Below are 12,967 nucleotides of genomic sequence, written 5' to 3'. Positions count from 1 at the left end.
AGCAAAATAGAATAATGCGTTATGCGTGAATTTACCTATATATGATTTTGAAATATTGTTATAACATTTTTTCATATACAATTAAAATTATTAAAAAATCGTTTATTTGTAACAAAATATTTACGGCTGAATGATAAAATTTTACTATGAAATATTTATAGAATTAATGCCTGTTCATTTAAGATGCAATTATAGATGTAAAAAGTGAGCTAGTTCACAAATTTAAGAAGAAAACCTTTGTATCGGTATAAGTTTGATTTTTAAATTAAATTTTCTTTGTACGAAGATGAAATTATCAGGTAGAGTCTGTGTTTTTAAGCGAACTAATGAGTAAATATCGCTTAACTTATGGTTAATGATAGGTGTACAGGGTTAACGACAATTAAGTTAATTTTGTTGACGCTAACTCAAATTCATACCAAAATTGACTCACCGTAGAAATTCGCCAAAGAGCGAGAGACGGGTTAGAATGTTTTTAACAAAGGGCGATACCTTTTCTTACTGTACATTTTTAGAATGATTAGTTCTCTAAAGGTAAAGTAAGAATATATGATATGGATTCACCATATCGCAATGCAACATAGCAAATAATATATTAATGCTATGGGCATACAATGTATGTAACCTGATTTATTTGGTTACAATTTTATATTTAGACTTACACACAGGGCTTTACCATTATGTCTGCTTCTATTGTAAAGAAACGGCCTCTGAGTCGTTACATCAAAGATTTTAAACACAGCCAAACTCATTGTGCACATTGTCACAAGACCCTTGATCGTATCTCTTTAGTTTTCAACGATGACATCTTAAATAAAGAAGCTATCGCTGATATGACTGAATTGGTTGATGAAGGTACTTGGGGGGAGCTGCAAGATAAATTTACTGCACTTTGTCGTTTTTGTAGTGAAATTTATTGCAATAGTAATACTGATTATTTTGATATTATGTCATTTAAACAGTATTTATTCTTACAGACTGAGATGAGCCATAGTACTGTTCGTGAATATGTTGTTCGTTTACGACGTTTAGATGAGCTGTTATCTTCCTCTAATTTTTCTATGAAAGAATTTACTGCAAGTAAAGTTCAAGAGGAATTAAGTGAAAAAATGACAGACTCTGCATTTAGTAATTACAATATTGCATTACGTAAATATGAACAATATTTATTCTGGGAATCAGAAAAGTGCAATAATTAGAACGACATACTGAAAATATGCATCGTTATTTTCATTGTTGTTTTTAAACAATGGTGTCCTCGTGGGCACCTTTTATGTTTCTAGCAGTAAATATATGAGATAGCACTTATCTGATAGGAACCGGGACTGTTATTCTTATGAGATAAGTGTATTTTTAAATAAACACATTGTGATGTATGGCCTGATCCTCATAAACTGCGAGGTCAGGCTTTTTGTTTATTACCCGATCGTCATTAAGCTAGCATTACCACCTGCAGCCGCGGTATTGACACTCAATGAGCGCTCATGAAGTAAGCGTTCAGTCAGCAGATTAGTTTCACCACGTTCAAAGCCTTGTACTGAAATAATAGGCCCTTTACGTTGTGCAACCGCCGCACAAACCTCTTTTAACTGATCGCTGTCACCATGGTAAATAACCCCTTCGATTGGCTCTTTAGACTCTATCCAGTTTTTAGTTAGCGATATGGTTTTTCGCACTTTTTCAGGCAGTGACTTAAATAGCTTCTGATGAAGTTCGCTATCTGGCCATAACACCTGACAACCCGCAGAAAGCACCGCTGTTAACTGCGTTAAACAATCATGTTCATTATCGCTAAGGCATAAAATCAAACCACGTGGGCGCAAGGTATAGGTATTCCTTTCTCCCGTTGGCCCAGGTAATACACGAGTGGTTCCTGTCTGACTATGGCGTGTAAATAGCTCAATAACGGAGGGGGAAATAACCGAATTTTGTTTTTCAGACCATTGAGTAAGTGCTTCAAATGGCTCGAGTAATACGGTTCGGGCACTGGCATCCATCGGTAAATGGCTATCTTGTCTCTCTAACGTGTTTGAAACCGCGTTATCTGGGCGTTCGCTTAATAAACGATAGAGGTATAGTGGCCCGCCTGCTTTAGGCCCAGTTCCAGATAAACCTTCACCACCAAAAGGTTGCACGCCAACAACGGCACCAACCATATTTCGGTTTACGTACAGATTACCTACTTTAGCTTTTGAAACAACTTGGTTGATAGTTTCATCTATACGAGTGTGAACACCAAGTGTCAGCCCATAACCCGCAGCGTTAATTTGTTCAACGAGTGCTTCTAGCTCATCTCGTTTAAAACGTACAACGTGCAGAACAGGGCCAAAGATCTCTTTTTTCAGCTCACTAACATCATCAAGTTCTATCAATGTCGGCTTAACATAGGTTCCTTCCATTTGTTCTTGTTGATCATCATGATTTTCAAATGCAGCTTGGAAGACGACTTTCCCTTTACTGCGCATTTTTTGAATATGTTGATCGATATTTTCTTTTGCTTCACTGTCAATCACCGGGCCAATATCGGTTGATAAATGTTCTGGATTCCCCATGCGGCACTCTTCCATTGCGCCTTTTAACATACGAATCGTTCTATCTGCGACATCTTCTTGGATGCATAGAATGCGCAGTGCTGAACAACGCTGACCTGCGCTATCAAATGCAGATGCGACAACATCAGTGACAACCTGTTCTGTTAATGCAGAAGAATCAACGATCATTGCATTTAATCCGCCCGTTTCTGCAATCAGCGGGGTTGGTCGGCCCTGTGCATCTAAGCGTCCAGCGATATTACGTTGAAGTAATCCTGCAACTTCAGTTGACCCCGTAAACATGACTCCACGAACACGGCTATCACCAACGAGTTGGGCGCCAATCGTTTCACCTTTACCTGGTAAAAATTGCAGTACATCGCGTGGAATACCCGCTTGATGCAAAATGGAAACCGCAATAGCACCGATTAATGGTGTTTGTTCCGCCGGCTTCGCGAGTACGGTATTACCTGCTGCGAGAGCAGCTGCAATTTGGCCTGAAAATATTGCTAACGGGAAGTTCCATGGACTAATACAGACCACAGGCCCTAAAGGGCGGTGCGTATTGTTATCAAAATCATTCTTGACTTGAGTTGCATAGTAATTAAGAAAATCTACCGCTTCCCTAACTTCCGCAATTGCATTGTTGTAGGTCTTACCAGCTTCACGCACTAAAATATCTAATAGCGGCTGTAACTGTTGTTCCATAAGATCAGCAGCTCGTAATAAGATAGCTGCTCGTTCAGAAGGCGGGGTTGCGAACCAGATAGTACCCGCATCGTTAGCGGTATTTAATGCATGTTCAGCTTCTTGTTCTGTTGTTTCACGAACATGGCCAACAATATCTTTATTACAGGCAGGGTTTATAATCGGTGTTGCTTCAGGTAACGTTTGTGAAGCTTGGAAATTCCCCCCTAGCAGTGGTTCTGCCATTTTTTGCTGCATACCTGCACTCAGTAGGGCACTTGATAAGGAAGCCAGTCGATGTTCGTTTGATAGGTCAAGCCCCATCGAATTCACACGTTCTTGACCGTATAAATCACGTGGTAACGGAATTTTTGGATGCGGTAAGCCAATTTGACCTTCAGTTTTAGACAGTTCTAAGACATCTTTAACTGGGTCAGCAACTAATTCATCTAGCGGAATAGTGGCATCAGCAATACGGTTTACAAATGAAGTATTTGCACCATTTTCTAATAATCGACGTACCAAATAGGCAAGTAGTGTCTCGTGAGTACCGACAGGTGCATAAATACGACAAGGGCGGTTTAGTTTGCCATCAGCGACTTTACCAACCACTTGTTCATAAAGTGGCTCACCCATTCCATGTAGACATTGGAATTCATATTGGCCCGGGTAGTAGTTTTTACCTGCAATTTGGTAGATAGCAGAGAGGGTATGTGCGTTGTGCGTTGCAAACTGCGGGTAAATTAAATTGGGAACCGACAACAGTTTTCGTGCACAGGCAATATAAGAAACGTCAGTATACACTTTACGCGTATAAACTGGGTAACCTTCTAGCCCATCCATTTGAGCACGCTTGATTTCACTGTCCCAATAGGCACCTTTTACCAGGCGGATCATTAAACGACGTTGGCTGCGTTCAGCTAAATTTATGATTGAGTCAATCACAAATGGGCAGCGTTTTTGATAGGCCTGAATTACAAAGCCAATTCCATTCCAACCCGCGAGCTGTGGTTCAAAACAGAGTTTTTCTAGTAAATCTAAAGAAATTTCTAAGCGATCGGCTTCTTCTGCGTCAATATTAATCCCTACATCGTATTGATGCGCTTGTAATACAAGGGATAATAGACGTGGATAAAGCTCTTCCATTACGCGGGAGTATTGTGCACGGCTATAACGTGGATGTAATGCAGATAGCTTAATTGAAATACCGGGGCCTTCATAAATACCGCGGCCATTTGATGCTTTACCAATCGCGTGGATAGCTTGTTGGTAAGACACCATGTAATCTTGTGCATCTTTTTCTGTTAATGCGGCTTCCCCCAGCATGTCGTAGGAATAGCGGAAGCCTTTATCTTCGAGTTTTCGTGCGTTAGCGAGCGCTTGGGAAATAGTTTCGCCAGTAACAAATTGCTCTCCCATAAGGCGCATTGCCATATCAACGCCTTTGCGTACCAGCGGTTCACCACTTTTACTAATGATGCGATTAAGTGAGGTTGAGAGTTTAGCTTCATTATGCGTAGAAACTAACTTACCTGTAAATAGCAGACCCCAAGTCGCGGCATTAACAAACATTGAGCTACTTTGGCCAAGGTGTGATTGCCAATTCCCATTACTAATCTTATCGCGGATGAGCGCATCTCGAGTTGCTTTATCTGGAATGCGCAATAAGGCCTCGGCGAGACACATTAATGCGACACCTTCTTGAGATGAAAGTGAAAATTCTTGAAGTAGACCTTGAACTAAGCCTGAGCGGCCGATGCCATTTTTTTGATTGCGTAGTTTTTCAGCTATTGAATAAGCTAATTTATGAGCGGCTTCAGCTTGTTCTGTAGGGAGCTGTGCTTGCTGTAACAACATTGGCACTGCTTGTGTTTCAGGGATTCGGTAAGCAGAAGTAATTGCAGAGCGTTTTACAGATTGTGGTAAAATGTGCTCTGCGAAATCTAAGAATGGTTGATAGTTAGATTCAACGGTGGTGTCTTCATCAGAAGTTTGATTTTCTTTTACATCGATACCCGGTGCGAGCTCTGGAAAAGCTTGGCCATTATCGAGTTGTTCTAGGTAATTATAAATAGCTTGTTTGATAAGCCAATGTGATGTTCGGTCAAGACGCTGAGCGGCATTTTTAATGCGTTCACGAGTTGCTTCATCAAGTCTCACACCCATAGTTGTAGTGCTACTCATCTTAATTCCTCTAGGTCACGAGTCATTTTAATCAAAAAGTTACACCACATTATCTTAATGTTGCAACTTTGTGCAACATTGTTACGTGTGATTTCTGAAAGAAATGTGAAACATATCGAATTTTTTGAGTTCTAATAATTTCAATTAAATAGATATTCATTTATTTTCTATGTTTTACATATGGTTATATTCAACCTCTTTAGGTAAGGCAGTTAAACATCTGATTGTGAATTTAAGTTTAAATTTTAACATTTGTGATATGGATTCTATTTATGCAATAAAAAATAGTTAATTTCTTGTTAATTTAATACGACTCTGTCTAGGATGTGGCAGTTAAGATATTAAGTTAGTGCAACACAAACAATCACAACCTATTTGGTGTTTGCGCAGATAAATTAAATATGTGCAATAAAGTGCAACACCATGAAGTTACAAGTTATCAGCGGTCACTTATAAAGATAACTAATAATATTAAAGCTACTCAATGGAGAAAACAGGATGACTGTAAGCACTCCGATGATCATTATGTTCGTCGTATACATTACTGGCATGTTATTAATTGGCTATATGGCCTATCGCTCAACGAAAAACTTTGACGATTATATTCTAGGTGGGAGAAGTTTAGGCAGTGTTGTAACCGCATTGTCTGCGGGTGCTTCAGATATGAGCGGTTGGTTACTCATGGGGTTACCGGGTGCGATTTTTTTGGCCGGGATTTCTGAAAGTTGGATTGCTATCGGTTTGAGTCTCGGTGCATATCTTAACTGGTTATTTGTTGCTGGGCGTTTACGTGTCCAAACAGAAAAAAATAATAATGCGTTAACATTGCCGGACTACTTTACTAGCCGTTTTGAAGATAACAGTAAGATTTTACGTATTATTTCTGCAGTTGTTATTTTAGTTTTCTTTACGATTTATTGTGCGTCAGGTGTGGTCGCAGGTGGCTTGTTATTTGAAAGCACATTTAATATGAGCTATGAGAAAGCGATGTGGTTAGGTGCACTCGCGACGATTGCTTACACGTTTTTAGGTGGCTTTTTAGCCGTGAGTTGGACCGATACTGTCCAAGCGTCATTAATGATCTTCGCATTGATTCTTACACCTATTGTTGTGATCCTTTCTTTAGGGGGAATAGATACCTCTATTGAAGTGATTAAAGCTAAGAACCCTGAATATCTTGATATGTTTAAAGACATGAATATTATCGCAATTCTGTCATTATTAGGTTGGGGATTAGGCTATTTTGGGCAACCTCACATTTTAGCACGTTTTATGGCAGCAGACTCTGCTCGTACTATTCGTTCTGCTCGACGTATTAGTATGACATGGATGGTGTTATGCCTAGGTGGAACGATTGCGGTTGGTTTCTTTGGTATCGCTTATTTTGAAAATAATCCGGCTTTAGCGGATTCGGTCATGCAAAATAATGAGCGTATATTTATGGAGTTAACGGGGCTTTTGTTTAATCCATGGATCGCTGGTATTTTATTATCAGCCATATTAGCCGCGGTAATGAGTACGTTAAGTTGCCAATTATTAGTTTGTGCGAGTGCGCTAACGGAAGATTTATATAAGCCTTTTATCCGTAAGAGTGCTAGCCAAAAAGAGTTAGTATGGGTCGGGCGTTTTATGGTGTTGTTGGTCGCTGCAATAGCTATTTACATTGCTCGTGATCCAAATAATAAAGTTTTGGCATTAGTGAGTAATGCATGGGCTGGTTTCGGTGCCGCATTTGGTCCTGTTGTTTTAATTTCTGTAATGTGGAAACGAATGACGCGTACGGGCGCACTCGCAGGAATGTTAGTTGGTGCAGTGACGGTACTCGTTTGGATCAAATACAAATGGTTTGATTTGTACGAAATCATCCCAGGTTTCTTATTCGCAACAATCGCTATTGTTGTTGTCAGCTTGATAACTAAAGCGCCAAGTGCAGCAGCGCAGGCTCGTTTTGATGAAGCTGAGGCAGAATATAAAGCAAGCTAATTGAGCCAGTTTATAAACTAAAAAGGCCGAGTAACGATACTGTTATTCGGCCTTTTTACTTATTTTTCATTAATGGTTCTTTTTGCGCTTAGCGAATTGGTAACCAATGAAGAGTAAAATAAACCAAACTGGTGTTGCTAGTAAGGCTTGTCTTGTATCGTGCTGAAATGCCAATAAAACAACCATAAAGGCAAAAAAGGCGAGGCTTAACCATGACATCACAATACCCGCAGGCATTTTATAATGGGATGCTTTATGCATCTCAGGGCGCTTTCTACGGAAATTTAAATAGCTATATAAAATCATGCTCCAAATAAACATGAAAAGAATCGCAGACACGGTTGTGACTAGTGTGAATGCATGCATGATATTAGGAATAAAATAGATCAGAACAATACCAAAACTGAGGCAGATACAGGTAAAAATTAACCCAGTAGCGGGTACGGCTTTTTTCGATAATTGGCTGAACTGCTTTGGTGCATCCCCCTCTTTTGAAAGCCCAAAAAGCATTCGGCTGGTGGAAAATACACCACTATTTGCAGAAGAAGCTGCAGACGTTAAAACAACAAAGTTAACAATACTTGCTGCTGCAGGTAAGCTTATCAGGACAAACATTTCTACAAATGGGCTTTTATCGGCCAATATGGTTCGCCATGGGGTAACTGCCATAATCACAATTAAAGATAACACATAGAATGCTATGATCCGGATAGGAATTGCGTTGATAGCTTTCGGTAAAGATTTTTCTGGGTCGCGTGTTTCAGCTGCTGCCGTTCCGACTAATTCAATCCCAACAAACGCAAAAATAGCAATTTGAAAGCCAGCAAAGAAGCCGCTGATCCCCATCGGGAACATTCCACCATCATTCCAGATGTTGCTTAAAGATGCCGTATGACCCGTAGGGGATTGGAAATTCATGGCAATTAATGTGCCACCTACTGCAATGAGAGCCACTATGGCAACAATCTTTATCATGGCGAACCAAAATTCGAGCTCACCGAAAAGCCTGACAGAAACGAGGTTGAGCGTTAATAAGGTGACTACGCAGATAAATGAGGTTACCCATTCAGGAAAATCAGGAACCCAAAAGCTCACATAGGCTGTTATGGCAATGATATCGGCAATACCTGTGATAACCCAGCAAAACCAGTATGTCCAACCGACAAAAAAGCCTGCCCATGGGCCGATAAGGTCAGCAGAAAAATCACTGAATGATTTGTAGTCCAGATTAGAAAGTAGCAGTTCACCCATTGCGCGCATCACAAAAAATAGCACAAAGCCAATTATCATATACACAAAGATAATTGATGGGCCTGCAAGTGAAATGGTTTTACCAGAACCCATAAATAAGCCTGTACCAATTGCGCCACCAATAGCAATAAGTTGTATATGGCGGTTACTAAGACTACGTTTTAGCTGATTACGATCAGCATTGGGTTGTGTTGATAGTGAATTCGCATTTTCTTCCATACTAAAGATGTCCGTAGTGGTTTGTGATAATTAGCCACAGTCTTTTTTATAATTTTGTGGTTATGTTTGCGTGAAATATTGTGACACAAATCTCAATTAGAATAAGGAAAAGTTATCTTGTTAGAAACGAAGTGATGTTTATTCAAGCGATAGTTCTCTTAAATTTTACATTCGTAACTTTAAATTAACTTAGATAATAAAAATAGCAGAATCATATTGACTGTAGCAATTGTTAGGCGTTAAATAATTTGTATCGGGTTGTTAGCTCAGTTGGCAGAGTAGGTGACTCTTAATCATTAGGTCGGGGGTTCGAGCCCCCCACAACCCACCAGTTAAAACAAAGTGTTACGTGTGATTGTGAGTTATCAAATTATCTTGCGTGCCATATTCGTGCCACTCAGATTTAAAATATCATCGATGTTTTTGGCGTGTTCTTGCAAGTGAATGGGTGATAGGTGAGCATATCGTTTTACCATTTCTATGCTTTCCCATCCTCCCATTTCTTGAAGAACTGACACCGGGACGCCGGATTGAACTAACTAGGATTGTAAGGAATTTAAACAGCGTTTCAAACTAACCTGCTGAGGTGATTTTTTATCTTTTTTAATTAGTATTCAAATAGCGTTGATTGTTTATGAGTTAGGCTTTTATCTCGTTATTTCAATTTATTAGAGTAAAAAATAGGATCTATAAACCAATGAATAATTGGAATTGAGGCTAATAAAAGTGCTATACAAATGGTTAGTAGAGTAAACGTTATTATTAATAATAAATTAAGTTCTATACCTAAAAAAACTAATGTTTGTAATATAATAAAACAAATAATTGGATGGATTAAATAAACACCTAAAGCATTGTTTGATATTTTCGCATATTTATCAGTTGATAAAGCAATGTAAATAATGCTTGACCCTAAAATTAGACTTATAGAAAAATTTAAAATATGAATAATAAATTCTTTGAAGAGTAAATAGGAATTGATACCGCTGAATATTCCCCCTAAAAAAACATCTCGATAATGAAGGAGTAAAATAGCTAAAACTGTTATGCAAAAAATTACCATGGCAGGTTTTTTTCTTAATGAAGATATATTTTTATTATTAATAAAATAAGCGATGACAAAAAATGGTAAATAGAGAGTAATTGAGAAGAAACTGGAAACTGGCATTAAGTAACTCATTGTTATATATGATATTGCCAGGGATGCAGCCAAAAATATAGAGAGGTAAAATTTGTTTGACTTAAAGCTTTTCGGTAATAATAAAAAAATAGTTTGCCAGATAGGCGTTGCTAAGAAAAACCAAACTCCGTACTGAGGCGAAAATAAATAGGTTCTTAAAGTTAATTCACCGGTGAAATAAAGTGGAAACATATCGATTGTTTGGAACGTAAAATAAATGATAACAGCAGGAATAAGATGAGATTGTAACCCTTTCCATGTTGTATTTTTTGTTATAAATGCGACTATAAATACAAACATAGGGATTAATGTTAATTCAAAAACATTAATAAGCAACGAATATTTGTTTTTATCAACTAAATTTAAATAAAAATTAAAAACAATTAATGAACTCAATATAAGCTTTAGTGTAGGCCAGTATGGTTGGTTATTATCTTTTATATTCGAGATTAAGTGATTTTCATTTTTCATACATATACCCTATATAAAAACTCACTTATTGTACCTCATTGAGATTTTTATTTAAAATAAATTATTTTAAGGATTATGAAAGGGAAGGTAATACGTCAAATATTGATGAGTCTTATTAAGTAAGTCAAGTGCTACTCTTAATACGAGCTAACTCATAATTTAGTAACTGGATATAAGGCTACGATATCCTTTATTCATCATTTAAGAGTACGATAAAAATCACAGATAGTTAAGACACGAAAAGTGAGAGACATCCCAAGGAATCTGTATTTGGTTGGAAAAGTATAACTTGGTTGAATTATGAACAATTTAAAGAGGCTATCTTTTTAGTATGGAATGTACCTAAAAAGTGATTGTAATTACAGGGGTTGAGACATGAGAAAAATAAAATTAACTCAAGTCTCCGCCATTACATCAGCGCCTAACAATCAGTATAGGTAAATAAAGGTGTTTTAAGCTATTTCGGCGCTATTTCTCATCAATGATGATCAGTTCATGCTGTTAACAACCAATTTTTGGGTGACTGTAATTGAAGCTTCAATGCCTAATATATATAAAGCCTGCTCTAAAAGTTCAATTTTAGATGCGTAATGAATATCCAGTAAGCGTTCTATCTGTTGCGCATTGATGTTCAACCTGCGAGCGAGGTCGATGCGTTGTGTTGCAGAATTGAGAATCGCGTTATGCAAGGCAATTTTTAAGCAGCAGATTATGGGTAAATAAACAGTAAAGGTTGCTTCACTTTTTGTTTGTGTTGCTAATGGAATAGGTTTTCTGAGTTCAATTAGTTCAGCAAAAGAAGCGAGCAAAATTTCTTGGGCTTCTAACTCAACATCTTCTTTACAATAGCTAACACCCTGTAGCTCAGAAAAATCACTAAAGTTGATTTCATATACGTTTTCTTCTTCAATGAAGTCTACAGTTGCTTGATAATTGAACATGCTTTTCCTTAGAATTATATTTTAGTGCGCCCAGTGTTGCATTGGTGCATGAGGAAAACAAGTTTATCACTTCACCGGCCTTGTTATTTTTCCCCTCATTTTGTCTATATTGATCCTACATACTACTTAGAGAGCATTGTAAGGAATATTAATGTGATCTCCTTAACATAAATATATCAATGAGAGTATCGTTTTATTCGGAAACTATTGAGAAACAAAGAAAACAAGTGTGAAGACTGTCGCAAATTGGAGAATATTTTTGCCAATAAAAAGCACAACAAATTTGCTTGTTTTATAAGCAAACGTCTCACTGAATTATTTTAACTAAAAGTGATTTTTTTTCTAATCCTTCATTATTAGATTAAGCAATTTTACTTAAGTTAGGATGATGATTAGGGTATTTTGTTAAAATAAAAGTATATAGTAATCAATGGTTATTATAACTTTAGTTAATTAAAATTGTTATCGTTGCGTGCAAACAGCTAAAACGGATAAGCATGAAGACATGTAATAATATGCTTAGTTGTTTTTATTTTAAGTGCCAATGGAATGTTTTAAAAGTGATATGAAAAATATATAGAAAATGGAATGTTCTTAATTGAAACCTTCATTTTTCACCCTTAACACAAAAGTGATAGGTTAGCGTAGGTTGATCTTTTTATTAAAAAAAATGAAATCTCAGCTATTTTATATAAAAAAACAAATATTAATTAATCAAAAAAATTACTTTAATAAATTAATAACAAAATGATTACTTAAAATATTAAACAAACAAAAATAGCCAACAGAAGTATTTAAGCTAAATAAATTTTTATTATTGGTAATTTATTTAAATTTTATTAATTTTATTAATATTACGAGATGATGATATTATAATCATTGTTTAATTAATCTAATGAAAATTGAGACCAGATACTTAATATGTATGACAATATAGTGAGAATTTGTATGATAACCACGATTGAATAATTTTGAATGATGATTGGAATGTGGATTAAACTTATTGAAAATTAATGATTAAGTTTTATTCCAATAGTGCCGATAAAGCTTTATTACAGACATATGTAACTCAGTTTCTTAATACTATAAATTGATTTGGATCAATATATTGTTTTTGATGTTGTGCTTGGTTTTTTTTGCTTAGTAATCACATGTAAAGAGTGAATGCTTTGATTAAAATCCTGCCATTTTGCTTAAGGTGACTCAAAATGTTGTGGATATTTAGGATAAAGTAATAGAAGATAAAGAGATAATGAAGATTATTTAATGAATTAAGGGGTAATCATCCCATTGGTATAAAAAGAAACATAAGTACCTTGAATAGTTAATTTAGTGGTGCATAATAATTGGCGACTAATAATGACATCAGCTATTTCTGATTTTTATGGAAATCGCTAATTTTTTAGTCATTCTTTATTGTTGTAGGTATTCAGGAAATATCTTTAATTTAAGTTTGGAAATTTGTGTGTTTATACTCCAAATTGGGTACTTTTGAATGGATGACATGGGAAAATTAATGG

At 36.6% G+C, this 12,967-nt stretch carries 6 protein-coding genes, 1 tRNA gene and 1 pseudogene; 3 read left to right on the top strand and 5 right to left on the bottom strand.

The annotated features are described in order from the left end of the window. Positions 1–680: 680 nt before the first annotated feature. On the top strand, positions 681–1,199 hold the full coding sequence (gene fliZ, locus PSF09_RS01835) for a flagella biosynthesis regulatory protein FliZ (RefSeq protein WP_004255757.1): 519 nt from the start codon (positions 681–683) through the stop codon (positions 1,197–1,199). 219 nt (positions 1,200–1,418) lie between these two features. On the opposite strand, the gene putA is transcribed toward fliZ, so the two are convergent. Further along, positions 1,419–5,402, bottom strand: a complete 3,984-nt coding sequence (gene putA, locus PSF09_RS01830; RefSeq protein ID WP_272683388.1) for a trifunctional transcriptional regulator/proline dehydrogenase/L-glutamate gamma-semialdehyde dehydrogenase — start codon at positions 5,400–5,402, stop codon at positions 1,419–1,421. A gap of 498 nt (positions 5,403–5,900) precedes the next feature. Here putA and putP point away from each other — a divergent pair, with 498 nt between their 5' ends. Then, positions 5,901–7,385 carry a sodium/proline symporter PutP gene (gene putP / locus PSF09_RS01825; protein WP_210838621.1) on the top strand — a complete coding sequence of 495 codons (1,485 nt, stop codon included), beginning with the start codon at positions 5,901–5,903 and terminating at the stop codon, positions 7,383–7,385. Positions 7,386–7,454: 69 nt separating this feature from the next. Here the strand turns inward: putP and cycA are convergent, their stop codons facing one another. Beyond that, positions 7,455–8,855, bottom strand: a complete 1,401-nt coding sequence (gene cycA, locus PSF09_RS01820; protein ID WP_272683387.1) for a D-serine/D-alanine/glycine transporter — start codon at positions 8,853–8,855, stop codon at positions 7,455–7,457. Positions 8,856–9,110: 255 nt separating this feature from the next. On the opposite strand from cycA, the gene PSF09_RS01815 reads away from it, so the two are divergent. Then, positions 9,111–9,186 (top strand) — tRNA-Lys (locus PSF09_RS01815). 34 nt (positions 9,187–9,220) lie between these two features. Here PSF09_RS01815 and PSF09_RS01810 read toward each other — a convergent pair. The 3 genes and pseudogenes from PSF09_RS01810 to PSF09_RS01800 form a co-directional block, all read right to left on the bottom strand. Then, positions 9,221–9,394 (bottom strand): annotated as a pseudogene (locus PSF09_RS01810) (tyrosine-type recombinase/integrase); the annotation flags it as partial. A gap of 116 nt (positions 9,395–9,510) precedes the next feature. Further along, entirely contained in the window at positions 9,511–10,506 is a 996-nt protein-coding gene (locus tag PSF09_RS01805) for an acetyltransferase (protein WP_272683386.1), read from the bottom strand. Positions 10,507–10,994: 488 nt separating this feature from the next. Further along, on the bottom strand, positions 10,995–11,447 hold the full coding sequence (locus PSF09_RS01800) for a hypothetical protein (RefSeq protein ID WP_272665214.1): 453 nt from the start codon (positions 11,445–11,447) through the stop codon (positions 10,995–10,997). Positions 11,448–12,967: the final 1,520 nt, after the last annotated feature.

The sequence above is a fragment of the Providencia sp. PROV141 genome (genome assembly GCF_028481645.1).
Classification (GTDB): Bacteria; Pseudomonadota; Gammaproteobacteria; order Enterobacterales; family Enterobacteriaceae; genus Providencia; species Providencia rettgeri.
Note: the sequence above shows the minus strand (reverse complement) of the source record. Positions and strands in the feature narration are given on the sequence as shown.

Bases quoted from the DNA above. Each gene is read 5' to 3' on its own strand.
- putP (WP_210838621.1), top strand. From the start codon at position 5,901: ATGACTGTAAGCACTCCGATGATCATTATGTTCGTCGTATACATTACT.
- PSF09_RS01805 (WP_272683386.1), bottom strand. From the start codon at position 10,506: ATGAAAAATGAAAATCACTTAATCTCGAATATAAAAGATAATAACCAA.
- putA (WP_272683388.1), bottom strand. From the start codon at position 5,402: ATGAGTAGCACTACAACTATGGGTGTGAGACTTGATGAAGCAACTCGT.
- cycA (WP_272683387.1), bottom strand. From the start codon at position 8,855: ATGGAAGAAAATGCGAATTCACTATCAACACAACCCAATGCTGATCGT.
- fliZ (WP_004255757.1), top strand. From the start codon at position 681: ATGTCTGCTTCTATTGTAAAGAAACGGCCTCTGAGTCGTTACATCAAA.
- PSF09_RS01800 (WP_272665214.1), bottom strand. From the start codon at position 11,447: ATGTTCAATTATCAAGCAACTGTAGACTTCATTGAAGAAGAAAACGTA.